Source organism: Pseudochelatococcus sp. B33 (genome assembly GCF_053570585.1).
On record NZ_JBSEFH010000022.1, the window covers coordinates 15,624 to 39,797 of the forward strand.

25 protein-coding genes are annotated in these 24,174 nt (G+C 66.2%); 16 read left to right on the forward strand and 9 right to left on the reverse strand.

Features of this window, described 5'->3' with window-relative positions; genetic code table 11:
- Window positions 1-22: 22 nt before the first annotated feature.
- Together ACUSIJ_RS21730 and ACUSIJ_RS21735 are read left to right on the forward strand one after the other, a co-directional pair.
- Entirely contained in the window at window positions 23-793 is a 771-nt protein-coding gene (locus tag ACUSIJ_RS21730) for a taurine ABC transporter ATP-binding protein (RefSeq protein ID WP_449310522.1), read from the forward strand.
- Entirely contained in the window at window positions 790-1,620 is an 831-nt protein-coding gene (locus ACUSIJ_RS21735; RefSeq protein ID WP_449310523.1) for an ABC transporter permease subunit, read from the forward strand. The genes ACUSIJ_RS21730 and ACUSIJ_RS21735 overlap by 4 nt, the downstream gene beginning before the upstream one ends.
- A 26-nt stretch (window positions 1,621-1,646) precedes the next feature.
- Here the strand turns inward: ACUSIJ_RS21735 and ACUSIJ_RS21740 are convergent, their stop codons facing one another.
- The 6 genes from ACUSIJ_RS21740 to ACUSIJ_RS21765 all read right to left on the reverse strand — a co-directional run bounded on the left by ACUSIJ_RS21740 (window position 1,647) and on the right by ACUSIJ_RS21765 (window position 6,930).
- On the reverse strand, window positions 1,647-3,020 hold the full coding sequence (locus tag ACUSIJ_RS21740; protein WP_449310524.1) for an LLM class flavin-dependent oxidoreductase: 1,374 nt from the start codon (window positions 3,018-3,020) through the stop codon (window positions 1,647-1,649).
- Complete coding sequence (locus ACUSIJ_RS21745; RefSeq protein WP_449310525.1) at window positions 3,017-3,157, reverse strand: hypothetical protein; 141 nt, start codon at window positions 3,155-3,157, stop codon at window positions 3,017-3,019. Before ACUSIJ_RS21745 ends, ACUSIJ_RS21740 begins: the two co-directional genes overlap by 4 nt.
- 16 nt (window positions 3,158-3,173) lie before the next feature.
- On the reverse strand, window positions 3,174-4,010 hold the full coding sequence (locus ACUSIJ_RS21750) for a MetQ/NlpA family ABC transporter substrate-binding protein (RefSeq protein WP_449310526.1): 837 nt from the start codon (window positions 4,008-4,010) through the stop codon (window positions 3,174-3,176).
- A gap of 167 nt (window positions 4,011-4,177) precedes the next feature.
- A complete protein-coding gene (locus tag ACUSIJ_RS21755; protein WP_449310527.1) occupies window positions 4,178-4,840 on the reverse strand; it encodes a methionine ABC transporter permease in 663 nt (220 codons plus the stop codon).
- On the reverse strand, window positions 4,830-6,017 hold the full coding sequence (locus ACUSIJ_RS21760; RefSeq protein ID WP_449310528.1) for a methionine ABC transporter ATP-binding protein: 1,188 nt from the start codon (window positions 6,015-6,017) through the stop codon (window positions 4,830-4,832). The genes ACUSIJ_RS21755 and ACUSIJ_RS21760 overlap by 11 nt, the downstream gene beginning before the upstream one ends.
- Window positions 6,018-6,102: 85 nt before the next feature.
- Complete coding sequence (locus ACUSIJ_RS21765; RefSeq protein ID WP_449310529.1) at window positions 6,103-6,930, reverse strand: MetQ/NlpA family ABC transporter substrate-binding protein; 828 nt, start codon at window positions 6,928-6,930, stop codon at window positions 6,103-6,105.
- A 543-nt stretch (window positions 6,931-7,473) separates the two neighbouring features.
- Between ACUSIJ_RS21765 and ACUSIJ_RS21770 the strand changes: the two genes are divergently transcribed.
- The 6 genes from ACUSIJ_RS21770 to ACUSIJ_RS21795 all read left to right on the forward strand — a co-directional run bounded on the left by ACUSIJ_RS21770 (window position 7,474) and on the right by ACUSIJ_RS21795 (window position 12,978).
- The gene (locus tag ACUSIJ_RS21770) at window positions 7,474-8,061 is read left to right on the forward strand and encodes a thioredoxin family protein (RefSeq protein ID WP_449310530.1); all 588 of its coding nucleotides are present in this window, start codon (window positions 7,474-7,476) and stop codon (window positions 8,059-8,061) included.
- A gap of 13 nt (window positions 8,062-8,074) precedes the next feature.
- Window positions 8,075-8,941: an ABC transporter ATP-binding protein gene (locus ACUSIJ_RS21775; protein WP_449310531.1), complete on the forward strand. Its 867-nt coding sequence runs from the start codon at window positions 8,075-8,077 to the stop codon at window positions 8,939-8,941.
- A 20-nt stretch (window positions 8,942-8,961) separates the two neighbouring features.
- Window positions 8,962-9,807, forward strand: a complete 846-nt coding sequence (locus ACUSIJ_RS21780) for an ABC transporter permease (protein ID WP_449310532.1) — start codon at window positions 8,962-8,964, stop codon at window positions 9,805-9,807.
- A gap of 49 nt (window positions 9,808-9,856) precedes the next feature.
- Window positions 9,857-11,464: an FAD-binding protein gene (locus tag ACUSIJ_RS21785; RefSeq protein WP_449310533.1), complete on the forward strand. Its 1,608-nt coding sequence runs from the start codon at window positions 9,857-9,859 to the stop codon at window positions 11,462-11,464.
- Window positions 11,461-11,808 (forward strand): 4Fe-4S binding protein, encoded by a 348-nt coding sequence (locus tag ACUSIJ_RS21790; protein WP_449310534.1) that lies wholly within the window; start codon window positions 11,461-11,463, stop codon window positions 11,806-11,808. Before ACUSIJ_RS21785 ends, ACUSIJ_RS21790 begins: the two co-directional genes overlap by 4 nt.
- Window positions 11,809-11,991: 183 nt before the next feature.
- Window positions 11,992-12,978, forward strand: coding sequence for an aliphatic sulfonate ABC transporter substrate-binding protein (locus tag ACUSIJ_RS21795; RefSeq protein WP_449310535.1), 987 nt, complete (start codon window positions 11,992-11,994; stop codon window positions 12,976-12,978).
- 238 nt (window positions 12,979-13,216) lie between these two features.
- Here the strand turns inward: ACUSIJ_RS21795 and ACUSIJ_RS21800 are convergent, their stop codons facing one another.
- The 3 genes from ACUSIJ_RS21800 to ACUSIJ_RS21810 form a co-directional block, all read right to left on the reverse strand.
- Window positions 13,217-13,783, reverse strand: coding sequence for an NADPH-dependent FMN reductase (locus tag ACUSIJ_RS21800; protein ID WP_449310536.1), 567 nt, complete (start codon window positions 13,781-13,783; stop codon window positions 13,217-13,219).
- 273 nt (window positions 13,784-14,056) lie between these two features.
- On the reverse strand, window positions 14,057-14,839 hold the full coding sequence (locus ACUSIJ_RS21805) for a VOC family protein (protein WP_449310537.1): 783 nt from the start codon (window positions 14,837-14,839) through the stop codon (window positions 14,057-14,059).
- An 11-nt stretch (window positions 14,840-14,850) separates the two neighbouring features.
- Window positions 14,851-15,204: a DUF1428 domain-containing protein gene (locus tag ACUSIJ_RS21810; protein ID WP_449310538.1), complete on the reverse strand. Its 354-nt coding sequence runs from the start codon at window positions 15,202-15,204 to the stop codon at window positions 14,851-14,853.
- 406 nt (window positions 15,205-15,610) lie between these two features.
- On the opposite strand from ACUSIJ_RS21810, the gene ACUSIJ_RS21815 reads away from it, so the two are divergent.
- The 8 genes from ACUSIJ_RS21815 (at window position 15,611) to ACUSIJ_RS21850 (ending at window position 24,161) form a co-directional block, all read left to right on the forward strand.
- The gene (locus tag ACUSIJ_RS21815; RefSeq protein ID WP_449310539.1) at window positions 15,611-16,057 is read left to right on the forward strand and encodes a MarR family winged helix-turn-helix transcriptional regulator; all 447 of its coding nucleotides are present in this window, start codon (window positions 15,611-15,613) and stop codon (window positions 16,055-16,057) included.
- 84 nt (window positions 16,058-16,141) lie between these two features.
- Window positions 16,142-16,411, forward strand: coding sequence for a hypothetical protein (locus tag ACUSIJ_RS21820; protein WP_449310540.1), 270 nt, complete (start codon window positions 16,142-16,144; stop codon window positions 16,409-16,411).
- Window positions 16,408-16,545: a hypothetical protein gene (locus ACUSIJ_RS21825; protein ID WP_449310541.1), complete on the forward strand. Its 138-nt coding sequence runs from the start codon at window positions 16,408-16,410 to the stop codon at window positions 16,543-16,545. The genes ACUSIJ_RS21820 and ACUSIJ_RS21825 overlap by 4 nt, the downstream gene beginning before the upstream one ends.
- 94 nt (window positions 16,546-16,639) lie before the next feature.
- The gene (locus ACUSIJ_RS21830; protein WP_449310542.1) at window positions 16,640-17,260 is read left to right on the forward strand and encodes a hypothetical protein; all 621 of its coding nucleotides are present in this window, start codon (window positions 16,640-16,642) and stop codon (window positions 17,258-17,260) included.
- 86 nt (window positions 17,261-17,346) lie between these two features.
- Window positions 17,347-20,253 (forward strand): hypothetical protein, encoded by a 2,907-nt coding sequence (locus ACUSIJ_RS21835; RefSeq protein WP_449310543.1) that lies wholly within the window; start codon window positions 17,347-17,349, stop codon window positions 20,251-20,253.
- The gene (locus ACUSIJ_RS21840; RefSeq protein WP_449310544.1) at window positions 20,250-20,954 is read left to right on the forward strand and encodes a M12 family metallopeptidase; all 705 of its coding nucleotides are present in this window, start codon (window positions 20,250-20,252) and stop codon (window positions 20,952-20,954) included. The genes ACUSIJ_RS21835 and ACUSIJ_RS21840 overlap by 4 nt, the downstream gene beginning before the upstream one ends.
- Window positions 20,955-20,988: 34 nt before the next feature.
- The gene (locus ACUSIJ_RS21845) at window positions 20,989-23,457 is read left to right on the forward strand and encodes a caspase family protein (protein WP_449310545.1); all 2,469 of its coding nucleotides are present in this window, start codon (window positions 20,989-20,991) and stop codon (window positions 23,455-23,457) included.
- 107 nt (window positions 23,458-23,564) lie between these two features.
- Entirely contained in the window at window positions 23,565-24,161 is a 597-nt protein-coding gene (locus ACUSIJ_RS21850) for a hypothetical protein (protein WP_449310546.1), read from the forward strand.
- Window positions 24,162-24,174 lie beyond the last annotated feature (13 nt).

Sequence of the window (24,174 nt, forward strand, 5' to 3'; positions counted from 1 at the left end):
CTGTTCGATCCCGGGAAAAAGCATGTCGCGACTCTCGCTCAAAGACGTGACCATCCAATACGGCAACGCACCGCCCGTCATCGAGAACCTGTCCCTCGCCTTCGGCCCGCGGGACTTCGTGACCGTGCTCGGCCCCTCCGGCTCGGGCAAGACGACGCTGCTGAAACTCGCCGCCGGCTTCCTGCAGCCGACCGGCGGCGAGGTTCTGGTCAACGGTGAGAAGATCACCGGCCCCGGTGCGGACAGGGGCGTCGTCTTTCAGGACGATGCGCTGCTGCCATGGTTCGACGCCCTCGAGAACACCGCCCTTTCCCTCAAGCTGCGCGGGGTTCCGGCGCGGGAATACCGGCCGCGGGCCGAGGCCGTTCTGTCGCGTCTTGGCCTCGCTGGATTCGAGCGGCGCAAGATCTGGGAGCTCTCCGGCGGACAGCGCCAGCGGGTGGGCTTGGCGCGGGCGCTGATGGCCGAACCGCATTTCCTGCTGATGGACGAGCCTTTCGGCGCGCTCGATGCGCTGACCCGCGCGCAGATGCACGAGGTCGTCCTCGATCTCTGGCAGCGGCTCCGGCCGGGCATCCTGTTCATCACCCACGACGTCGAGGAAGCGCTTCTGCTTGGCACCCGGCTCGTGGTGCTTGCGGCGCGGCCGGGCCGCATTGCGCAGGAATTCCATATCGATTTCGGCGCCCGGCTCGCCGGCGGGGAACCCCCGCGCACCGTGCGCAGCGATCCCGCCTTCGTCGATCTGCGCGAGCGGATCCTGGACCTCGTTTTCGGGCGGGCAGCAGCATGACCCTGGCAACGGACGACCTCAAGCTGGCGGAAACGTCCACCCCCGCCACCGCACAACCGCGCCGCTTCAGAACCGCGCATCTCTCCATCGCGACGCTGCTTGCGCTGCTCGCCATCTGGTGGGCGGTGACGGCGGCGGGCGTGATCGCACCGCTGTTTCTGCCGCCTCCCGAGGCCGTGTATCGCCAGTTCATCACCGTCCTGACCGAGGGCTACGTCAGTTCCACCCTGCTGGAGCATCTCGGTGCGAGCCTCGCGCGGGTGTTCGCGGCGCTCATCGCCTCGGCGGCGATCGCCATTCCGGTCGGCTTCGCCATCGCACTGAGCCCCGTCGGCCGGGGGATACTCGATCCGCTGCTGGAATTGCTGCGCCCCATTCCCCCGCTCGCCTATCTGCCGCTGGTCATCATCTGGTTCGGCATCGGCGAGGTCTCCAAGGTGCTGGTCATCGGCGTCGCCATGCTCGCGCCCATCGCCCTCTCCACCGCAGCGGGGGTGCGCTCCGTCGCGCCGGACAGGCTGGACGCCGCCAGATCGCTCGGGGCAACGCGCGCGCAACTGCTGCGCTACGTCATCTTCCCCAGCGCCCTGCCCGAGATCGTCACCGGCATCCGCATCGCGCTCGGCGCGGGCTGGACGACGCTGGTCGCGGCCGAACTCGTCGCCGCGACACGCGGTCTGGGGTTCATGATCCAGTCCGCGGCGCAGTTCCTGGTGACGGACATCGTCATCATGGGCATCCTCGTCATCGCCGCCGTCGCCTTCCTGCTCGAAGCCGCCGTGAGGGTGCTGGAGAAGATATTCGTGCCCTGGCGCGGCAAGCTGTAGGCCCGCAGGCGCCGCGCCCGCTCGCGTCACCCCGCTTTCGCGGGAAACCGATAGGCATGGGCGGCGTGGCGCGCCGGCAGCCTGTCGCCCTCGCCGAAGATCCGGTTGCGCAGCGAGCCCTCGGTGTAGGCCGTCTTGTAGAGGCCGCGCGCCTGCAGCTCCGGCACCACGATGTCGATGAAATCCTCGTAGGTCTCGGGGGTTACGATGCGCGAGAGGTTGAAGCCGTCGATCTCGCCCTCGTCGATCCAGCGCGCCAGCTCGTCCGCAACGGTGACGGCATCGCCGGCGATGATCGGATAGCGCCCGCCCAGCGCCAGTTGATCGAGCAATTGCCGCCGCGTCCAGCCGCGCCGTTGCGCCAGCTGCGTCGCCGACTGGATGGCGTTCGAGGGCCCGTAGGCGACCGGCTCGTCGGGATCGTAGCGGGAAAAGTCGATGCCGGTGCTCGCCGCGAAATGCGCGAGCCCCGCCTCGGGGCTGGCGTAGCGGAGATAGTCGTCGAGCTTCTCCGCCGCCGCCGCGCGGCTGCGGTCGGGCACCACGGCGATGCCGACGAATATCTTGATATCACCGGGCTTTCTGCCGAACGTCGCCGCCAGCTCCCGCAGGCTGCGGGCCGTCTCCCGCGCCGCTCTGGTGTCGGGCGCGGAGATGAACACGCATTCGGCGTGGCGCGCGGCGAACTGCTTGCCGCGCCCGGACGTCCCGGCCTGATACAACACCGGCGTGCGCTGGACGGAGGGCTCGCTCAGGTGATAGCCGTGCGACCGGTAGAACCGGCCGTCGTGGGCGATGGGCCGCACCTTCGCGGGATAGGTGAAGACGCGGGCCGCCCGGTCGCGGCGCACGGCGTCATCCGCCCAGCTTCCCTCCCAGAGCTTGTAGAGCACCTCCAGGTATTCGTCCGCCCGGTCATAGCGCGTGTCGTGCTCGGTCAGCGCCTCCTGCCCCACGGCGCGCGCCGCCGAGTCGAGATAGCCGGTGACGATGTTCCAGCCGATGCGCCCACCCGTCAGGTGATCGAGCGTCGAGAAGCGACGGGCGAAGGTGTAGGGATGTTCGGTATTGACGTTGACGGTGACGCCGAAGCCGAGGTGCTTAGTCACCGCCGCCATGCCCGAGACGAGCACGGTGGGGTCGTTGACCGGCAACTGGACCGCTTCCCGCGCCGTCAGGTCGATGCCGCCCTGATAGACGTCGTAGACGCCGGTGATGTCGGCGATGAAGATGCCGTCGAACAGCCCGCGCTCCAGCGTGCGGGCAAGCGACGTCCAGTAGTCGAGCGTATTGTAGTCGCTCGAGGTGTCGCGCGGATGCGCCCACAGGCCGTGGTTGATATGCCCCACGCAGTTCATGTTGAAGGCATTGAGCAGGATCTGCTTTTTCGCCCCCATCATGATGCTCCGTGGCGCGGCGGGCGCGTGCCGTTCGGGTGGACGTTGCCGGCCGCGATGCCTTGCGCATCACCGGCGATACGATTTTGCAGATCGGATATGGCTGTCATCCGCAGGCTGTTCCCGTTGTCGAAGATCATCGTTCCATGGAGCCGGTCAATTGCCCTTGGCGCCGGCCGCGTCCAGCCAGGGCAGCGAATAGAACTTCTCGTTGTTGGCGTAGGAATCGTCGATGCGCTGCCTGACCGCGGGCGATTCGTAATAGATCCGGATGAACTCGCGCAGGCGGGCATCGTCGGCATTGTCCTTGCGGCTGACGAAATGAATCGCCCACCGGGCGTCGTCGACGCCGGAGAACAGCAGGCCATGCTTGTCGGCGATGTCGGCCTTGCCGGCGGTGACGTAGTGGGAGGTCACGCCATAAGCCAGGTCCACGTCCTCCAATGCGCGCACGATCTGCGCCCCGTCGATTTCCACGAAACGCAGCTTGCGCGGATTGGCGGCGATGTCATTGACGGTGGCGGAAGCGCCAAGGCCCGGCTTCAGCTCGATCAGCCCCGCGCGCTCCAGCAGCAGCAGGCCCCGCCCCTGGTTGGCGGGGTCGGCGGCCACGGCGACGCTGGCACCCTCGGGCAGGGCATCGAACGAACCATACTTCACGGAGAAAAGGCCGACATTGGGCAGCAGGCCAACCGCCAGAGGCGTGAACGCGTAGTTGCCCTCCTTGACGGCATTTTCCAGAAACGGCAGGTGCTGGAAGTAGTTGGCGTCAAGATCGCCGGCAGCCAGCGCGGTGTTGGGGCCGCGCCATTCGGTGAACTCCACCACCTCCACGTCGAGGCCCTGCTTGCGGGCTTCCTCGGCTGCGGTGTTGATCGAATCGGCGATCGCGCCGGGCGTTACACCGATTTTCAGCGGCGCGGCAATCGCCGTATGGCTGATCGCGAGCGCCGAAACGGCGAGCGCCAGCAGAAGCTTCTTCAAAATCGTCATGGGTTGGTCTCCTGAATATCCACCTGCCCGATCGCTCCCGGCGCGGGTGGCCCACGCCTCCGCGCCGGGAGCATGTCATCGTTTCACGGAAACGCTGACATGCTCCAACTCTTTGATTTTGAGCGAATTCTTATCGATCAGATGATTCCATCTGGTCGGAACGCGCTCTACCGGCTCTTGAGCCAGCGCACGTAACGGTCGCCGGTGAACTGAACCGCCGTCACCAGCGCGATCAGCACGGCGATCACGATGATCATCACCTGCGTGTCGAAACGCTGATAGCCGTAGCGGATGGCGAGATCGCCCAGTCCCCCCGCCCCGACCGCGCCGGCCATCGCCGACGAACTGATCAGCGCCACCAGCGTGATGGTGAAACCGCCGACGATGCCAGGCAGGGCCTCGGGCAGATAGACGTGGCGGACGATGTCCCACTTCTTGCAGCCCATGGCCTGCGCCGCCTCGATCAGGCCGGGGTCGACCTCCCGCAGGCTGACCTCGGCGATGCGGGCAAAGAACGGCGTGGCGCTGATCGCCAGCGGCACGATGGCCGCCCATACGCCGATCGTGGTGCCCGCCACCAGCCGGGTGAAGGGAATGAGCGCCACCAGCAGCACGATGAAGGGCGTCGCGCGGAACCCGTTCACGACACTGCCGACCGCGTGGTTGATCCGGGGCGATTCCAGAAAACCGCCGGGCGCGGTGACGATGAGCAGAACCGCCAGCGGGACGCCCGCCACAAAGGCGATGGTTCCGGATACGCCGACCATCATCAGCGTGTCGGCAAGCGCCTGCCAGTAGCGTTCGACGGGGATCGACAGCTCAAACGACATAGCCGATCTCCTCGATCCGGTGGGCGATCGCCTCATCGCCCTCAGTCAGCGCGGCGAGATCCGGCAGGGGCGCCGCTCCATCGACAGCCACCAGCAGCCGGCCGTAGGCATGGCCCTGGATGCGGTCCACCCCGCCGTGCACCAGCCGCACACGCGTCTGCAGGGCTTGGGCGATGCGGGCGAAATCCGGCTCCCTGCCTCCCTCGCCGGTGTAGGAGAGCTGCAATATCCGCTCGAAGGCCCGGCTCCCGCCCTCCGGCGGCTCTGCCCGCAGGCGGCTCTGCAAGTCCTCCGGCAGGCCGTGCTGCAGCGGCGCCAGCAGCGCCCGAGTCGCCTCATGCTGCGGCGCGCCGAACACCTTCCAGACTTCGCCGAGTTCCGCGATACGGCCCTGCTCCAGTACCAGCACGTAATCGGCGATCTCCCGGATCACACTCATCTCGTGGGTGATGAGAACGATGGTGATGCCGAGACGCCGGTTGATGTCCCGCAGCAGTTGCAGAATGGACGAGGTGGTTTCCGGATCGAGCGCCGACGTGGCTTCGTCGCACAGCAGGATCGGCGGATTGTGCACCAGTGCGCGGGCGATGCCGACACGCTGCTTCTGCCCGCCGGAAAGCCGTCCGGGAAATGTCCGGTGCTTGTCCTGCAAGCCGACGAGTTCCAGCAGCTCCGCGACGCGCCGGTCCCTCTCCTCCTTCGCAACGCCCGCCACCCGCAGCGGCAACGCCACGTTGTCCCAGACCGTCTTGGCCGACAGCAGGTTGAAATGCTGAAAGATCATCCCGATGCGGCGGCGCAGCCTGACCAGCTCGTCCTCGTTCAGGGTGCCGATGTCCACGCCGTCGACGATGACCCTGCCGGTCGTGGGCCGCTCCAGGCGATTGATGGTGCGCAGCAGGCTGGACTTGCCCGCGCCGCTGCGGCCGATGATGCCGAAGATGCTGCCGGCGGGGATTTCGAGATCGATATCCTGCAAGGCATGCACCGGCCCCGCCGAAGACCGGTAGACCTTCGATATGGCCTCGAACGCCACCGAGCCGGCGCCGCCGGATTGCGCCCGGACCGTCGCGCCGACGCCGGATGTCTCCCCGGGACGCTCCGCAAGCGGGCGCCCGACCGGCTGCCGCTCCCCGAAATCCCGCGCGGCCTTCAGGGGCCACGTTGCCTGCGTCATGACCGTGCTCCCGACAGCCGTCCATGTCCCGTTCCGGCGATCCTCATCGATGCTCCCCGCCCGCGAGCGCAGCACCGGAGGGGCGTCACTGCCCGATCCAGGACAGGGTGTAGAGCCTGTCGTCATCGGAAAAGGCCTTGTGGGTCGTCGCCTTCACGGCATCGGAGTTCTGGTAGATCTCGATGAACTTCTTCACCACGGGATCGTCCACCCGGTCTTCCTTGACGACGAACTGGATGGAGAAGCGCGCATCCTCGATGCCGGAATAGGCAAGGCCGCTCGACGGATCGAACGCCTTGGCGGCGACGATGAAGTGCGGGTAGCCCTGCGCGATGTCGACATCGCCAGTGATGCGCACGAGCTGCGGCCCCTCGACCTCGACGAAGCTGAGGTTCTTGGGGTTGTCGACGATGTCGTCCAGCGTGCCGAGGAAACCCACGTCGGGCTTGAGCTTGACCAGCCCCACCTTCTGCAGCAGCAGCAGGCCGCGCCCCTGATTGACCGGATCGTTCGCCACGCCGACCTTGCCGTTCTGCGGGATGTCGTCGATCGTCTTGTGCCTCAGGGAGTAGAGTCCGAGATTGGCGAGAATGCCGGTTCCGACACTCTTGAGCTTGTAGCCGTTCTTCTCGATGGCATTGTCGAGGAATGGCTGGTGCTGGAAGTAGTTGATGTCGATGTCGCCGGAATCCACCGCCACGTTCGGCGTCGTCCAGTCGGTGAATTCGATGACCTCGACGTCGATGCCCTGCGTCCTCGCCTCCTCCGCGGCGACGTTGATCGAATCCGCATAGGCGCCGGGCACCACGCCGATGCGCAATTTGTCGGCCGCCGCCACGGGCAGGGAGGCCGCGACCATGCCGCCGATCGCCACCGCCGCAGCCGCCAAAAGGGTAAGGACCTTGTTGCTCATCCTCGATGCTCCTGTGTCAATCATGCATTCCCGCGTTCGATCGCCTGTATCGGCCGTTGCGACTTCTCCCGCCGGTCGCGCAGAGCGCACAGGGACGCGCTGCAACGCGAGATCCCCCAAGGCCACGAACATTCAAAGCGACCACTCCCGCCGTGCAGTTCGATTTCAAGGTTAGAAAGGGCGCTCGCTATTGTCAACTAATTCAATATATTTAGTGGCTTACTATCCCTCGCCGAAGCAAGGGAACAGGAACGCGAAGCGACGAGGCGGTCGGCCGGCGCGACCGGATTGGGCGCCGACGGAAAAACCCGAGTAATCGCAGCCTATTAGTCGTCAGCAGCCGTCACCGGCTCGATGTCGGCGGGGAACAGCAGCCAGCAAGGCGACGCGTGCCCGGATGCGTGATCGGGCCATTCGGCAGTCGCTGCCCCGGTGGCCGGATCGACCCCCCTCCGTCCGCCATTGACAGGCCGGACGGGCTGCCATAACTTGACTTAAATTATGGAATTAATAGTCAACGATGATCACCAAGAGGAGGAGCCGATGCCCCGCACCGAATCCAATCCCGTCGAACTCGGAACCAGGGCCGCACCCTTCCGTCTTTCCGATGGCGAAGGCGTGTCCTACGCGCTCGAGGACTTCGCGGACAGGAAGGCGCTTCTCGTCGTCTTCCTCTCGAACACATGTCCGTTCGTATTGCTGATCCGCGAGCATCTCGCGGCCTTCGCCAGAAGCTATCAGGATCGCGGCCTGCAGGTTGTCGGCATCAACGCGAACGACGCTGCGGCGCATCCGCAGGAGGCGCAATCCCTGCTCAGCGGGCAGACGGGGGAAGGCGGCTACGGGTTTCCCTATCTCAAGGATGAGACGCAGGACGTGGCACGCGCCTACGGCGCGGCGTGCACGCCGGACTTCTTCCTGTTCGATCAGGACCGCCGGCTTGTCTACCACGGACAATACGACGATGCGCGCCCCGGCAACGGCAGGACGGTGACCGGAAAGGACCTGCAGGCAGCTGTCGACGCCGTGCTCTCCGGCGTGTCGCCCGCCGGGGATCAGGTCCCCGCCATCGGCTGCAACATCAAATGGCGCGAAGACGCCGCCGCGTCGCCGCTGCTTCCCGTGGCCTAGAACCGTCGCTTTCATGGCCGCTTATCGCTCAGGACTTACGACTTTGGATCGGATTGTCATTTCTGACGTCAGGAAGACGTTTCGTCTGAAACAGGGACAGTCCATCACCGTGGACGGTCTGGAAACCGATCAGATCAACGTGCTGGGCGGGATCGATCTCAAGATCCGCCAGGGCGAGTTCATTACGCTCGTCGGTCCGAGCGGAAGCGGCAAATCCGTGCTCCTCGATATTGTCGGCGGCCTGACGACGGCGACATCCGGAAGTGTCGAGTTCGATGGCACGCCCATCATGAAGCCCGTTCCCGACACCAGCTATGTCTTTCAGCAATATGCGCTGTTTCCGTGGCGGACGACGCTCGCCAACGTGGAATATGCCCTTGAGGTGCGCGGCGTGCCGAAGCAGGAACGGCGTGCCATCGCGCGGGAATTCCTAGCGCTTTTCGGGCTTCGCGACTTCGAGGACAGGTATCCGAACCAGCTTTCCGGCGGCATGCAGCAACGCGTGGCGATCGCCCGCGCGCTGGCGACGAGGCCGCAGGTGCTGCTGATGGACGAGCCGTTCGCGGCCCTCGACGCGCAGACGCGCGAGATCCTGCAGGGCGAACTCCTGCGCATCTGGGACGAGATCAAGACGACCGTCATCTTCGTCACGCACGCCCTTGACGAGGCGATCTATCTCGCCGACCGCGTCGTGGTGATGACCGCCCGTCCGGGCCGGGTGAAGGGCGTCTTCGACATCGACCTGCCGAGACCGCGCGACGCCGACGTGCGGGCGTCCGACGCCTTCAATGCCTATCGTCAGCGCGTGTGGGAAGCCCTGCGCGACGAGGTGAACAAGGCGCAGAAGGATTGGGCGCTGTCCTCGACCTTCGCGAACTAGCAGGCAACCGGAGCCGGGCCATGACAACGATCACGAACACGCCATCGATCCAGACCCGGGAGGTTGCAGCAAGGCCCATACGCAAGCCGAAGCGGCGCGATTACGGCACGCTGGTATGGGGCCTTCCGCTCATGGCGTTCCTTCTCCTGATATGGGAGATCGCTCCGCGTCTGAACTGGATCAGCCCGATCTTCTTTCCGCCGATCAGCATCGTCGCGCAGACGTGGCTCGATCTGGCGGCGAGCGGCGACCTGTGGCGCCACACGTCGATAAGCCTGCAACGGACTTTCGTGGGCTTTGCCCTGGCGGTCGCCGTCGCCATCCCGCTCGGCTTCGCGATGGGCTACTACACCTTCTTCGAGAAGATCACCGACTTCTTCGTGCAGACGCTGCGCAACACCTCCCAGTTCGCCCTGCTGCCGGTGTTCATCCTCATCTTCGGCATCGGGGAGGCGTCGAAGGTAGCGGTGACCTTCTACTCGGCGGTGTTCTTCCTGCTCATCAACACCATCGCCGGCGTGAAGACCGTCGATCCCCTGCTGATCCGCGCCGCCAGATCCATGGGGACGTCGAATCTCGACATGTTCCGGAAAGTCATCCTGCCCGCCAGCATTCCCTCGATCGTGGCTGGCGCGCGTCTGGCCGTCAAATCCGCCATTTTCGCCGTCATCGCTGCCGAGATGCTCGCCGCCAATTCCGGCCTCGGCTACCTCGTCCAGCACTCGCAACTGATGATGCAGACCGCCGACATGTACGCCGGGATCATCACGCTCACGGCCATCGGCCTGATCGTCAACTACCTGCTGGTCTGGGGCGAGAGGAAGGCGACGGTATGGAACTCGACGCCGGAAACCTCCTCCCACTAGCGGCAACGCATTCCCCATTGAACACGATACGGCTCCGGAGGAATTTCCATTGAGCGGTTCAGCATCCACCCGCCGCTTGCCCGATGCGATCGCGGCGGACGTGCTCGTCCTCGGCGGCGGCCCGGCTGCCGTCTGGGCCGCTCTGTCGGCGGCCCGATCGGGCGCGAGGGTCGTTCTGGCCGACAAGGGCTACTGCGGCACGTCCGGCGCCACGGCGCCCGCCAACACGCATGTGTGGCACCTTCCGGAGGGCCGCGACCGCGACGCGGAAGTCGAGGCGCGCCTCACGCGGTCGAAGGGGCTGGCGGAGCGGGACTGGCTCGTTCGCGTGATGGAACAGGCATGCCGCGGGCTCGATGACCTGGGCGCCTCCGGCTACCCGTTTCCCCTGCGGGAGGACGGCACCCAGTACCGCGGGCAGTTGCGCGGCCCCGACTATATGAGCTACATGCGCCGGCGCATTCTGTTGTCGGGCGTCAAGGTGCTCGATCATCATCCCGGCCTGGAGCTTCTCGCCTCCGACGGTGTCGTTGCGGGCGCCGTCTGCCTGGACCAGCTCACGGGCAAGCCCCGCAGGGTCAGTGCCGGCGCGTTGGTGCTTGCGACGGGCGGCTGCACGTTCCTGTCGCGCGCCCTCGGCTGCGACGGCAATACCGGCGACGGATACCTGATGGGCGTCGAAGCCGGCGCCAGCCTGTCGGCCATGGAGTTCTCGGGACAATACGGGATCTCACCCGCGCATTCGTCGGTGACCAAGGGGATGCCCTACGGCTTCGCCAGCCTCTCGCTCGAGGACGGAAGCCCGCTGCGCCCCGAGCCGGGGCAGGACCGCTTCGAGGTCATCGCGAGCGCAATGGCTGCCGGCCATACCGTGTTCGCGACCCTCGACAGGGCCGGTCCCGAGGTGCAGCAGTGGCTCCGCAAAGGCCAGCCCAACTGCTTCCTGCCATTCGACCGCATCGGGATCGATCCCTTTACCCAGCGCTTCCCGATTACCTTGCGGTACGAAGGCACCGTGCGCGGCGTCGGCGGTCTCGTGGTGGTCACGGACGATTGCGCAACCACCGTGCCCGGCCTGTTCGCCGCCGGCGATGCGGCGAGCCGCGAAAGGCTGGTCGGCGCAGCCTCGGGAGGCGGACGCCCGAACGCCGCCTGGGCAATCGCTTCCGGCACCTGGAGCGGCGCCGGCGCGGCGCGTTTTGCCCGGGCACTCGGCGATGCCATCGACACGCGACCCTCGGTTCCCCTCGGTGAGGGCGGGCTGCGGCCGCACAACGAGAGCCTCGCGGCGGATTTCAGCAAGGAGGTCATCGACGCGGTGCGCCGGGAGATTCTGCCCATCGACATGGGCTTCTTCCGCGACGGCCCGCGCATCGAGGCGTCGCTCGGCCGGCTCGACGAGATATGGCAGGAGGTGCGCAACTACCTGAGGGCGGACGGCGCGCAGCAGGTGCGTACCCGCGAGGCGGCCGCGCTGACGGCGGTGGCGCGCTGGATCTGGACGGGCACGCTGACGCGGCCGGAAAGCCGCGGCCTCAACCGCCGGATCGATCATCCCGCCATGGACGACGCGCTGACGCGCAGCATCATCGTCACCGGCGTCGACGTGCCGAAGACCACCCTTGGCGCACGGAAAAAGGAAGGGGTAGCGGCATGATCGAGCTCGTCAGCACCGATCGCTGCATCGCATGCAACATCTGCGTTCGCGTCTGTCCGCGCAACGTGTTCGACGCGGTCGAGGACGATATCCCGGTGATCGCACGGCAGGACGACTGCCAGACATGCTTCATGTGCGAGCTCTATTGCCCCACCGACGCGCTGTACGTGGCACCGGAGGCCGAGCGGTCGATCGCGGTCGCCGAGGATGTGCTGATCGAGCGCGCCCACCTCGGGAGCTACGCGCGGGAATTGGGATGGCGCCGCGGCAAGCCCGCCGGCACGGCCGACGACCCGACCCACCTCATTCCCGTGGACCGCCCGGCAACGATGAAGCGCCGGTGAACGACGGCAGCGCGCTCGCGATGCCGATCGGCCGGCAATGAAAAAGGAAGAACCTCGATGAAAAGCCTGCTCTACAGGATAAAGCAATTCCAGCAAAAGTGGAGACCGGTTTTGCGTCCGGAATTGCGTAAAAACAAAGAGATAAAGCATTTCTCCGTTTCAACGAAAAGGAGAAATACTCTAGTGCTCCTGTTATCGACTTTGGTCGTCGCGTTCGGATCGGGCGTCGCCAGCGCGCAGAATTATCCCGACACCGTCAAGATCGGCGCGACGGCGCCCGGCAGTCTGAAATTCATATGGCATCAGCACCTTGGCTGGCTCGAAGAGGCTCTCGCCCCGCACGGCGTGAAGGTTGAGTGGTATCCGTTCGTGGACGGCGGCGGTGCGCTGGTGACCGCGCTCGGCTCCGGCGGCATCGACGTCGCCTACAATGCCGGCAGCAGCCCCACGCTCCGCATCGGCGCCATCCATCCGAACGTCAGCCTGATCGCCCTCGACAGCTACGAGCCGTTCGGCGCGCCGAGCGTCGTCGTCGCGGCGGAATCGCCGATCAAGACGATCGAGGATCTGAAGGGAAAGAAAATCGGCTTCCCGCAAGGGACGGTCCGGCATACGACGCTGGCCAAGGTTCTCGATAGCGTGGGTCTTTCGCTGAAGGACGTCAACACGCTGCACATGGCCTTCGAGACATCCGGGCCGGCCCTCGTGCGCGGTGACATCGACGCGCTGGTGGAGGGCGAGACGACCGTGGCGGAGCTGATCGACCGCGGCGCCGCACGCCTGCTCGTCGACGGCAACAAGCATCCGGAATGGAGCTCCCCGAACACGATCCTGACCAGAACCGACTACACCGAGCGCTATCCGGACCTGATCAAGACGCTGCTCGCCGTCGATCTGCGTGTCTCCCGCTGGGCAGATGCAAACAAGGACGAGGCGCTGCGGGTCTTTGCGGAACGGACCAAGACGAACGAAGGAAGCCTGCAGCGGCGCTACACGCACGACGTGTTCTATCAGGACCCCCTGATCAGCGACGAGGCGATCGCCGTGCTGAAGAAGGAAGAAGTCTTCCTGCGCGACGCGGGACTGATCAACGGCACGGTGGACTACGACCGCTTCGTGAACGACGCCATCATCAAGCAGGTCTACAGCGAGGCGGACCAGTCAAACTAAAGCAATTCCAGCAAAAGTGGGAACCGGTTTTGCGTCCGGAATTGCGAAAAAACAAGGAGATAGAGTATTTCTCCGTTTCATCGAAAAGGAGAAATGCTCTAAGCGCCCGTCTCAAGGCAGGCCCGCTGCGGAGCACACCCGCAAGCTGTTCATCTCCAACCGGCATCGGATTTCATTCCGGTGCCGGTGCCGGCATGGCCATGCGCATCTTCGGACATGCGCACCGTGAGGGGCGATCCTACTGCTTCTTGTTCGTCCCGATCCATTCAGCGAATTGGGCGAGGAACTGGGCAAGAAACGCCTTCGTGCTCTCGTTCGTCAGATTTCCGTGATCGTCCAGCAGGTTGGAGACCCCGCCGATGTAGGCCTCCGGCTGCTGCAGCGTGGGGACGTTCAGAAACACGAGCGACTGGCGCAGGTGATGATTGGCGCCGAACCCGCCGATCGCGCCGGGCGACACGCTGACCACCGCGCCGGGCTTGCCATCCCAGATGCTCTGTCCGTAGGGGCGCGAGCCCACATCGAGCGCGTTCTTCAGAACGGCGGGGACGGAGCGATTGTATTCCGGCGTGACGAAAAGAACCGCATCCAAACCCCGCACTTTCTCACGGAATTCGGTCCATGCGGCGGGCGGAGTTCCCTCGTCATCCAGATCCTGATTGTACAAAGGCAGGTTGCCGATCTCGACGATCTCCAGGTGCAGGCTGTCGCCGGCGCCATCTGCGAGCGCCTTTGCGATGCTGCGATTGAACGAGGCCTTGCGAAGGCTACCAACGAATACGGCGACGGAAACAGGATTGCTCATTGACGGCGCCCCTCACTGATCGGGCCGGTACGGCACCAGGCAGACGCATCCTATAACGGATGCGCCGCCACCGCCACCGCCCGACGGGAAGCGGAAGGCCGGCCGGTGCTCACGGGGCGTCGTTGCGCGCCGTGAGCACCAGGGCGTCAATGTCGAACTTGACCATCTTCAGCTCGGACTGTCGGCGGGGAGCCTTGCCGTCCAGTCCAGCGACGAGCCGGGGATGAGCGACGTATAGAGTGTCAACGCCGCTTCCATGTCGTCACGCGCCGCTCATGCTGCCTTGCGCGGACCGACCAGCGCGAAGCGCGCGCCCTGCGGATCCTTGCCGAGAATGATGAACAGGCCGCCGGGGACCTCCTGCGGGCCGTGCAGCACTTCGCCGCCGCCGGCCTTCGTCCGCTCGCCCGCCGTATCGATGTCCGGAACACCGAAATAGAACCCCCAGGCGGTCGGCACGCCGGGCGGCGCACGCATCACGGCGCCGAAAGACCGGCCGCCGCGATCAAGCATCTGATAGTCGCCCATGTCGCCCATCGGCATGGCCTCGCCCTTCTCCCAGCCGAAATGGCGCGCATAGAAGGAGTAGGCCGCCTCCGGATCGCTCGTCGACAGCTCGTTCCATTGGCAATGGCCGGGTTTGTCGTGGGAAAAGGCGCGGCTTTCCTCGTCGCTTATGCCGCGCATGATGCAGAAGACCGCTCCCTGCGGGTCGGCGACGACCGCGAAGCGGCCGACATTCGGAATGTCGGTCGGCGGCACGATCTGCGACGCACCGTCGGCAAGCAGATCCTGCAGGTTGGAGTCGACATTCTCGACACCGATATAGCCGATCCAGCCGGGCTCCGCGCCGGCCGGGCAGCCTTCGCCCTCGGGCAGGCGCATGAAGCCGGCGACCTCGGTTTCGCCGGTCGAGAACAGCCGGTAGCCGTTCGGCTCCGACGGATCGAACGGACGGGACGTCCAGCCCACGACCGAGCCGTAGAAGGCGCCGGCCGCCTCCGGATCGCTTGTCATCAATTCAAACCAGATGAAGGCACCGTGCTGCGAACTCATGGCAAATCCCCTCACGCGTCCAGGATTGTGGTGAAACCGCCGAAGATCATGCGTTTGCCGTCGAAAGGCATCTGGTCGCCCATCGCCTTCATGCGGGGATCGGACATGATCTTTTCGTTGGCGGCGTCGCGGACTTGCTTCGATGGATACTCGATCCACGCGAAGACGACAACCTCGCCCTCCTCGGCCTTCACCGCACCGCGGAAATCCGTGACCTTGCCGTCGGGGACGTCATCGCCCCAGCATTCGACGACACGGGTCGCGCCGAACTCCTTGAAGATCGGCGCGGCTTCCGCGGCGTGCTTCACATAGATCTCCTTGTTGGCCGCCGGCACAGCCGCGACGAATCCCTCGACATAGCTCATAATGTTCTCCCTGATGGTCGGCCCGCTCCCACGGGCCGCGAAGCGTCCCGCGCAGGTCGGGACAGCGCTCTTGCGTCGTGACGGCAGTCCGGTTCGGATCCGCCGCCTTGTTGCTGCCCCTCAGCCCGATACGAAAGCAGGGAAAGGCGCCTGTCAGGAGACAGACCCCGCGCACGGGCGCACCGGTTCAGGAAAACATTTGCCGCCTCATCGAGATGGCCTATGCTTGAGCGAGGCAGTTCGGCGCCTTGCCGCTCTCGATGTGCTTCCCGTGTGGTCACAGGCCGTCGGCACGGAGAACGTCGGATGGTGCGTCGTCAAACCTGCCTGCAAGTCCTCCCGAGTTGACGTCACCCGCATTGCGTTGATATCAACCTATTATACAGCGAATGTCAAGCGCCCGTCGATGAACCCTCGCCCCGCCCCGCCCTTCGAGACCACCATCCATGTGCGCGATACATGTCTGTGCCTGCACGTCAAGCGGGCCGCCCGTGCCCTCGACCGCCACTTCGACGCCGCGCTGCAGCCCGTCGACATCACCAGCGGACAGTTTTCTCTCCTGATGTCGCTCAACCAGCCGGAGCCCCCGAGTCTCGGCAGCATCGCCGCCCTGCTCGCCTTGGATCGCACGACGCTGACGGCGAACCTGAAGCCGCTGGAGAGGCGGGGTCTCGTCGAGACGGCGATCAGTCCGAAGGACAAGCGCACCCGCCTCCTGCGCCTCACGGAAAAGGGCCGCGCGCTCCTCATCAGGGCCCTGCCGATCTGGGAGCGCACGCATGCCGAGATCGAGAAGAAGCTCACGGCGCCCGACGTGCTGCGGGCCGGACTGCTGATCCTGTCACGCATCTGAAGGCTGGCGGGCCTCTTGCCGATTGGCCGGTATTCGGGGAGATTCGTCGTGCCCGTCGTGTGGACGCATTGATTGGAGCAGGAAATGGATGACGACCTCGAAGGGATGGACCGCGAGGCGCTGATCGCCGAAGTCAGGCGGCTGCGCGCCGGCATCCGCGCGCATCGCGACAGCTCCGGTCATGACCTGTGCTGGTTCCACCCGCAGCTCTGGGCCCTCCTGCCCGAGCGCATCGACCCGCAGGTCGCCGTGCCGCCGTGGCCGAAGTTTATGCGCGGCTGCATCGCCTATCGGGCCTCCCTGGACCGCGAGCTTGCGAACGCGCCCGTCCACGATCGGGAATTCAGCGAATGACGGTTGCCGCCGCTTGCCGTCTCCGCGACGGCGGCCGCCACTTTACTGTTGAGAAAAGTATCTATGTGAGTTATATACTTTTAATAAAGAATATATTTGCTGCGGCATCCAAACAAGATACGCCGCAAGGTTGAAACTTGCCCATAACGTATACAAATCGGCACATCATTTATTGTAAAATAATATCGGCATCGCCTCCAGTTTGCATCACACTCAGGGAGAGTAGAAATGGGCAACGGCACGGAGGAAATTCAGGTTGAGTCAACCGTTCGATCATTGAGCGATCTGCCGGTCGAGGAACAGGCGTTCCGCGACGAGCCGGACGACGATCCGCACGTGGATGCGCAGGGCCTCCCGCCCGATCTGGAACTGGAATCGGCGCCCCAGCTCGAAGCCGTCCAGCAGTGGCGCGTGGCCAAGGCCCTGCTGGCGCTTCGTGAGCAGGTCAACGAACTGGCGCCTCGTCGCAAGAAGGAATCCGATGGAACGATCGGTGACCAGCATCACTGCGGATCGGGCGGCGGCACCTCCGACCATTGCCCCAGGGTGCGGGATGGCGGCGTGGGCGTGGTGACGGCGATGGACATCACGCATGACCCCGCCAACGGCTGCAGCGCCGAGACGATCGTGAACGCGATCTGGGCAAGCCGCGATCCGCGCATCAAGTATCTCATCTGGAACAGAAAAATCGCCAATTCCTCGGCAATCGGCGCACATGCGCCCTGGACCTGGCGGCCCTATAGCGGCAGCAACCCCCACAGCAGGCATTTCCACCTCTCCGTCAAGTCGGAACGGTCCCATTACGATTCGACGGCGGCATGGACGCTTCCGGGCACGCCCGTGAGCTGACGACGCGCCGCGTCGATCGTCCGCACGCCTGCACGCCCTGACCCTATCGATCGTCACTAACGGCCTCTCGCCGGGCGGAGAAAGCCATGAGCTTCATTCGTGACCTGCTATCGACGCTCGCAGGCGATGCCGCCGTTGACTATGGGCATCGATACCTCGGGCAGACTACCGATCCGATAGCGCCCGATACGGAATACGTGCGGGTCTGGCTGCGCAGTGCCCGGATCACCGCCGTGCGCCGGTGGGCGCAGAAATTCTACCCGGCGGTCCACGCCCGCTTCATCTACGCCGACCCGATGACGGGGATGCGGGAGGTGCTGTCGGTCAGCTCGCCACAAAAGACCTTTCAGGAACTCGATCCGCGCCATCTCGACCGTTTCGTCGTGGTCAACCAGCCCCTGCTCGGCCCGATCCCCTATCGCGGCGAGCTTTCCACCGAGGTCGCCCTCTTCTCCGTCGCGGCGGACAACCTGGCGCGGCCCTACCTCGACCTGTTGTCGAACCTGACCGCGACGGCCTCGGTTTCCTACCTCTCGGCCATCGAGCCGTTCATCGCCCCCATCAAGCGCGGCGCCGAGATGCTGCTGCTCGATTCCAACCGGGCGGAACTGGAGATCGGCCTGTCGCGGACCGACACCGCGCTGGTGGCGGGCAACATCATCGTCGCGCGCACGGAGAAGAACGGTCCCGGCCTGCGGGAGGTGTCGCTCGATCCCGACGACTGGCGCCTGCTCGGCGCCGATGGGCGGCCGGTGGCCGAGTTCCCCTATCTCGTGCTCGGTATCGAGCGCCTGTCGGAGCGGACGGACTTCCGCTCCATCCCCGATATCCGGGAAGGATGGAAGAAGGTATGGAACGCAGCCTCGAAAGGCGAAAGCGCCGACACCGTCCTGGCGGAGTTCGAGAGCCTGCAGCGCGTCATCCGCTTCAGCCCGGACCTCGTTCCGAGCGACCGCAAGCGCGTGGCGGACATCTATGCGGATGAGCTGCGGCAGGCGGGATTCGAGGTGCCGGGTCTGCCCGGCGCGGCGGCAGCGGAGGCGCGCCCGCCCGCCCTCCTCGAAAGCGTCACGGTGGAGGAGGCATGGCGGCCGGAGGGCAAGATTCCACTCGCCGAGGCGCGCCGGATGGTGCTCGACCCGACGGTGCCCGATTACGTGGTCCGCTCGCTCTTCACCGCCGATCCGGACCGCTCGCAGCCGTTCTCGCCGGCGATCGTGTTCGACCCCGACGTGGTGGCGGTCGAGCCGCCGGAATACGTTCTCGAAGGAGCCCGGGTCATGAACTGGGCCAACGAGCTCGCGAGCTTCCGCCGGCGCAACAAGTTCCTCGTCAGGCAGGACGGCGCCGATCCGCGGCCGGTGCTCGTTTCCGTGGGCGACAGCTGGTTCCAGTTCCCGATCTTTCTCAGCGACGTCATCGACCAGCTCGACGATTCCTACACGATCTGGAGCCTCGACGCGGCCGGCGACACGCTGGCGAACATGGTGCTGACCGAGAAGCGGCATCTCGCCGGGCTGCGGCGATGGGCGGGCAAGGCGCGGGCGCTGCTGCTGTCCGGCAGCGGCAACGACATCGTGGGCGAGGATCCGGACGGTATCCCTGCCCTGGTCAAGATCGTGCGGCCGTTCGAGGCCGGCAGGGCGGCGGCATGGTACATCGATACGAGCGAGTTCCGCCGCCGGCTCGCCGCGCTCGAAGCCTGTTTCCGGGAGACGTTCGAATCCGTGGCGCGGGAGTTCCCGGGCCTGCCGGTGATCTGCCACGGCTATGATCGTGCGATCCCCGCCGGGCCGAACGATCCGCGCCATCCGCTCTGGGCGAAGCAGGACGAATGGCTGGCCGGCCCCCTCTCCCGCAGTCTCGGGATCCGCGATCCGCAGCTCCAGCGCGCCATTGTCGCGGCGCTGATCGACAGGCTCAACGACATGCTGGCAAGCCTCTGCGGCGGCAATCGCCCCGGCGGCAGGTTTCCCAATGCCTGGTACGTGGATGTGCGAGGCAAGGTGCAGGGGCGCTGGGCCGACGAGCTCCACCCGACCGACGCGGGCTTTTCGGATGTGGCGCGCACCTTCGGCGCGGTGATCGAAGCGGCGCTGCGCCGGGAAGCGCCGGTGCCGGAGGCGGCGGTGGCCGCCGAGGCCGCGACGGCGCCGGACGAGCAGGAGGATACGGGCGGCGGGCCGGAGGACGTGGCGGCCATCTTCGCCTATCGCGAGGCGTTTGAGCCGGCGGAGGGCGAGCCCGAGGCACCGGCCGACCTTCAGCCGGAGGCGGCGGGCGCGCCGCCCGCCATCTCGCAGCGCGCCTACGACCTCATCGTCCGGCACGAGACGGGCGGGCGGGATTACTACGAGAGGGTCTACAAGGCGCGGCCGGTGTGGCCGGGCGAGGCTTCCGGCGTCACCATCGGCTTCGGCTACGACCTCGGCTATGCCGCCGCCGACGCCTTCGATCGGGACTGGACCGCGCTTCCGGCAGCAGTGCGCCAGAGGCTGAAATCCGTCGTCGGCAAGCATGGGAAAAACACCGCGCACGACGACCTGCGCGCGCTCCTGCGCGGCCTGCGCGATATCGTGATCGCCTGGGATCTGGCCGAAGGCGTGTTCCGGGAGGCCACCCTGCCGCAGTTCGCCGGGCTGACACAGCGCGCGCTGCCGCATGCGGCCGAACTCTCGCCGGACTGCTTCGGCGCCCTCGTGTCGCTCACCTTCAATCGCGGCGCCGGCGGATACACCGCGACACGGGACCCCCAGAACCGCTTCCGGGAGATGCGCGGCATCCGGGCGGCCATGAAGGAGCGGCGCTTCGGCGACATCCCGCCGCTCATGCGTCTGATGAAACGGGTCTGGCGGGGCACTGCCATCGAAACGGAAATGAACCGCCGCCGCGAAAACGAGGCGCTGCTGTTCGAGCGCGGCCTGACGGGCACCTTCCCCTCCGCCGGCACCGCGGTTCCGGAGCAGGACCTGCAGAAGGAGGAACTCGGATGAGCGACAACGAAAACCGTTTCTGCGTATGCCTGACGCTGGGCGATTTGCCCGAAACCGACCGGCAGCGGCTCGCCGGCCACAAGGCGGCTCTTCTGAACAGCGCCAGATGGGAGCCCGGCGACGTGATCAGCGTGCGTTTCCTGGAGGGCAGCGAGGCGCTCCGCGAGCGCGTCATCGCGGCGGCGTCGGAATGGACGAAACACGCCAACCTGACGCTCGATTTCCGCGATCAAGGACCGACCGCCATCCGTATCGCCTTCCAGCAGGGGCGCGGCTCGTGGTCCTATCTCGGCACCATGTGCCTGCAGATCCCGGAACCGCAGCCGACCATGAACTACGGCTGGCTGACGGACTCCTCCGATGAGGACGAACTGAGGCGGGTGGTGCTGCACGAATTCGGCCATGCCCTCGGCCTGATCCACGAGCACCAGAACCCGGAGGGCGGCATCCGCTGGAACCGGGATGCCGTCGTCCGCGACCTCTCCGGCCCACCCAACAACTGGAACGATGCGACCATCGAGAACAATATCTTCAAGAAGTATGAACCGGACGAGGTGTTGGCGAGCGACGTCGATCCGCTGTCGATCATGCTGTATCCCATCCCGAAGGCATGGACGGAAGAAGGCTATTTCTCCGCCGCCCTCAACAAGGAGCTTTCGGAAAACGACAAGCTGTTCGCCCTGAAGAATTATCCGAGATAGCGCCGGGGCCGATGCGCTTGGGGACGATCGACATATGAGCCACGCCGATTATGCCCTGGTGATCGGAATCGACCGCTATCCGGAACTCGGCGACAATCTGTCGCCGCTCGACCTCCAGGGACCGGGCAACGACGCCGACATGATGGCGGCGTGGTTCGAGAGCCAGAACGTGCATGTGCTCGCCAAGATCAAGGGGCATATCGACGGCGATTCCGTCAATCCCACCCGGAGCCAGATCGAGACCGAGCTGAAGCGGATCCACAGGATGAGCCGGCAGAACCAGGCCGAGCGGCGAGGTCCCGTGGTCGGCCGGCGTCTCTACATCTACCTGTCGGGACACGGTTTCTCGCCGGCCCGGCGGCGCGGGTGCATCTTCACCGCCGACGCCAACAGCACGTTCGCCGACAACGTCTACATTTCCGGCTGGCTGGACTGGTTCTCGGACGCCGGGTATTTCCGCGAGTTCGTGCTCTGGATGGACTGCTGCATGAACCGGTCTTCCCAGTTGCCTCCGCAGGGACCGTCCGCGGGCGGGCAGTCCGAGCGCGTGCCGCCCAACGGCGTCTTCATCGCCTTTGCCGCCCAGCGCCCGCTGCGGGCCGTGGAGGTGCCCATCCCCGAGGACGGCGGCGCGTGGCACGGCGCCTTCACCTGGACGCTGCTGGAAGGGCTGAAGGGTGCGGCCGTCGACGCCAACGGGCTGGTGACCAGCCGCAGCCTGGGCGACTGGCTGCGCAACGCCCAGTCCCGCTATATCTCCCCCGGCGACCTCAACAGTGCCCTTGTCTCGCGGGAGCCCGACATCGAGGAGGATTCGAAGCTCGTCTTCGTGCGCGGCGTATCGCCGAAGTGCTATCCCGTCACCCTGTCATTCGACGCCGCGCTCGCCGGGGCGCGGGCGAACCTCTGGTCCGGACGGCCACCGCGGCCGGAGCCGTTCGACATCGCAGGCCCCGCGCACACGCAGGAGCTGCGGCCCGGCCTCTATGTCGTCGAGGTGCCGGGTCACCAGATCCGGCAAGGCTTCGAGGTCGTCGGCCCCACGGCGGTGAAGGTGCGCGACAGCGGCCAGCCGGTATCGCCCGGCAAGGAGGGGCAGATCTTCAGCCTCGAGGTCGTGCCCGCCGACCAGCCCGCCGAGATCTACATCATCGACACCGCCTTCTCGCTGGTGGACGCCATGGCCGGGCAACTGACGACCCCGCTCTATTTCGGCCTCTACAAGATCAAGGTCCGGGTGGGCAACCAGATCAAGGAGCGCGTCATCCTGCTCGACCGGGACCGCCCGCCGCTCGAACAGGGAGACATCGCCCCAGCGCTCGCGGCCGCGGCCCCGCTGCCGGACACGGCTCTCGGCCACGAGTATCAGGCGGGCGCGGCGCTCTCCGCGTCACGCGGGGCGCTGGAGCTCGCGGCCACGAAGAACAGGCCGGTGCTGATGCTCATGGCCCGCGTCTGGAGCGAGGCAGCCGCCGCGGCGGGCAGGGAACCGTGGGCCGGCATCACCGTGGTCGACAACAGGGGCAAGGTCGTTCTCGATCTGGCCGGGGACAGCGCGCGCAGCGCGGGCGAGACGATGGACCCATACGCGGTGGCCATGGCGGCGCTGAAGCCCGGCGTCTATTTCCTGCGTCGTCCGGGAGCGGACGGGACGCAGCGGGAGCAGGCGCTGGTGCTGAGCGAGGGATGGACCCTCGAAGCCTACATCCTGCGCCATGTCGCGCCGGCGGACGGGGAAGCGAGCCGGTCGATGTTCTCGCTTCACATGCGCAAGCTGGACGGCGCGGCGCCCGACCTGCGGGAGGACCGCATGCTGGAGGCGGCCTACTCGGCGCTGGCCGACGAGCGCCGGGTCTTCTCCGGGGAGATCGAGCAGATGCTCCTCACCGACCTGCGCAACCCCATGCTGGGCATCGTCGGCGCGCATCTGTTCCTGCTTGAGGCGGAACGCAGCGGCAACCGCGACCTCTCGCCGCTGAACGGGGTCGTGCGCAATCTGCGCGACCTCGTCGGCGACAGACACCCCGACGTCGAGGCCCTGTCGCTGAAATGCACGGACCAGTCGCTGCGAACGCAGCGGCAGATCACCCGCCCGCCCATCTTCCTGCGCAGCTGGAACCTCATGGTGGACGCGACGCGGGAGCGGCAGGGCCTCATCCGGCGGTCCGTCTGGGACCGGGTCGTCGCCGTGCGGCCCCGCCCGCTCTATCTGACGTGGTTCACCAACCCGGAAATCAAGGAGGCGACGCGCGAGAAAGTGGCGGAAGCGCTGTGGATACAGCCGACGGACGCGGCGTTCGCCGAGGCGCCGGCCGCGGCGATGAGCCTGGAGGTCCCGCCCCTACCCGGCACGGCCGGTCCGGCGAGCGGGGTCAAATGGCATGTCCAATCGGAGATGGAGCACATCGTCGATCTGCAGACCGCGCAGGTGCGCGCGCTGCGCCTGATGGTGCCGCTTTCCGTCGTGGATCAGCTCCGTCCCATCGATCTTTCCGGCGAATGAAACCGGATCGCGTTTTTTCGCGGGTGTCGGCGCGGGGGGCGCTCATGAAGGCGGACGCAGGCCGCCGACGGGATAGATCGGTAGAGCAGGAGGGGACCCGTTCCAGAATGATGACGCCGGGAGAGGGCTGGATTTGCGATCACGCCCTGCGCCTCGAGGGCGGGACGGTGATCTCCTTTCAGCGCTATGTCCGCCCTCCCGGCGGGCTCGCGCCCGACTGCCCGCGCAGCCTCGGCGCGCTGCCGATCGCCTCCGGCCCGGGGGGAAGGTACCTGCTGCCGCTCGCCGCGGACGAGGCTTTCTGGCTGGGACTGAGCCTCGCGATCCCGGACAGACGCGCCGTGCTGGCGCTCGCCGTCACGCGGACCGAAGGCGAGCCGGTGGATGTCGTGACCGGCTCTCCGTGGGACCGCCGGAGACCGGGGCTCATCGTCGTTCCCGATCGCCGCTGGGTGGACGGCGTCAGCCTGGGGGACGGCCGCAAGGCGGCCTTCGTCCGGGAAGCGCCCGAGACGGACGAAGACGGCTGGACCGGCCTGCACATTTACGCGGCGCGAGGCGCAGGCGAGGAGGGAGCCGGGATATCGGCACGGCCGGCGACGATCGCGTTCGTGACGTATCGCGACTACGCGTCCCGGACCGGCTGCGCGGCCCCCGCGCCGCTCGACCCCTCGGCCGGTTACGGAGGGTGGCGACTGCCATGACATCCGTCAAGAA

Excerpts from the sequence above, each read along its gene's own strand:
- ACUSIJ_RS21730 (WP_449310522.1), top strand. The coding sequence starts at position 23 with ATGTCGCGACTCTCGCTCAAAGACGTGACCATCCAATACGGCAACGCA.
- ACUSIJ_RS21735 (WP_449310523.1), top strand. The coding sequence starts at position 790 with ATGACCCTGGCAACGGACGACCTCAAGCTGGCGGAAACGTCCACCCCC.
- ACUSIJ_RS21740 (WP_449310524.1), bottom strand. The coding sequence starts at position 3,020 with ATGATGGGGGCGAAAAAGCAGATCCTGCTCAATGCCTTCAACATGAAC.
- ACUSIJ_RS21745 (WP_449310525.1), bottom strand. The coding sequence starts at position 3,157 with ATGATCTTCGACAACGGGAACAGCCTGCGGATGACAGCCATATCCGAT.
- ACUSIJ_RS21750 (WP_449310526.1), bottom strand. The coding sequence starts at position 4,010 with ATGACGATTTTGAAGAAGCTTCTGCTGGCGCTCGCCGTTTCGGCGCTC.
- ACUSIJ_RS21755 (WP_449310527.1), bottom strand. The coding sequence starts at position 4,840 with ATGTCGTTTGAGCTGTCGATCCCCGTCGAACGCTACTGGCAGGCGCTT.
- ACUSIJ_RS21760 (WP_449310528.1), bottom strand. The coding sequence starts at position 6,017 with ATGACGCAGGCAACGTGGCCCCTGAAGGCCGCGCGGGATTTCGGGGAG.
- ACUSIJ_RS21765 (WP_449310529.1), bottom strand. The coding sequence starts at position 6,930 with ATGAGCAACAAGGTCCTTACCCTTTTGGCGGCTGCGGCGGTGGCGATC.
- ACUSIJ_RS21770 (WP_449310530.1), top strand. The coding sequence starts at position 7,474 with ATGCCCCGCACCGAATCCAATCCCGTCGAACTCGGAACCAGGGCCGCA.
- ACUSIJ_RS21775 (WP_449310531.1), top strand. The coding sequence starts at position 8,075 with ATGGCCGCTTATCGCTCAGGACTTACGACTTTGGATCGGATTGTCATT.
- ACUSIJ_RS21780 (WP_449310532.1), top strand. The coding sequence starts at position 8,962 with ATGACAACGATCACGAACACGCCATCGATCCAGACCCGGGAGGTTGCA.
- ACUSIJ_RS21790 (WP_449310534.1), top strand. The coding sequence starts at position 11,461 with ATGATCGAGCTCGTCAGCACCGATCGCTGCATCGCATGCAACATCTGC.
- ACUSIJ_RS21800 (WP_449310536.1), bottom strand. The coding sequence starts at position 13,783 with ATGAGCAATCCTGTTTCCGTCGCCGTATTCGTTGGTAGCCTTCGCAAG.
- ACUSIJ_RS21805 (WP_449310537.1), bottom strand. The coding sequence starts at position 14,839 with ATGAGTTCGCAGCACGGTGCCTTCATCTGGTTTGAATTGATGACAAGC.
- ACUSIJ_RS21810 (WP_449310538.1), bottom strand. The coding sequence starts at position 15,204 with ATGAGCTATGTCGAGGGATTCGTCGCGGCTGTGCCGGCGGCCAACAAG.
- ACUSIJ_RS21815 (WP_449310539.1), top strand. The coding sequence starts at position 15,611 with ATGAACCCTCGCCCCGCCCCGCCCTTCGAGACCACCATCCATGTGCGC.
- ACUSIJ_RS21820 (WP_449310540.1), top strand. The coding sequence starts at position 16,142 with ATGGATGACGACCTCGAAGGGATGGACCGCGAGGCGCTGATCGCCGAA.
- ACUSIJ_RS21825 (WP_449310541.1), top strand. The coding sequence starts at position 16,408 with ATGACGGTTGCCGCCGCTTGCCGTCTCCGCGACGGCGGCCGCCACTTT.
- ACUSIJ_RS21830 (WP_449310542.1), top strand. The coding sequence starts at position 16,640 with ATGGGCAACGGCACGGAGGAAATTCAGGTTGAGTCAACCGTTCGATCA.
- ACUSIJ_RS21835 (WP_449310543.1), top strand. The coding sequence starts at position 17,347 with ATGAGCTTCATTCGTGACCTGCTATCGACGCTCGCAGGCGATGCCGCC.
- ACUSIJ_RS21840 (WP_449310544.1), top strand. The coding sequence starts at position 20,250 with ATGAGCGACAACGAAAACCGTTTCTGCGTATGCCTGACGCTGGGCGAT.
- ACUSIJ_RS21845 (WP_449310545.1), top strand. The coding sequence starts at position 20,989 with ATGAGCCACGCCGATTATGCCCTGGTGATCGGAATCGACCGCTATCCG.
- ACUSIJ_RS21850 (WP_449310546.1), top strand. The coding sequence starts at position 23,565 with ATGATGACGCCGGGAGAGGGCTGGATTTGCGATCACGCCCTGCGCCTC.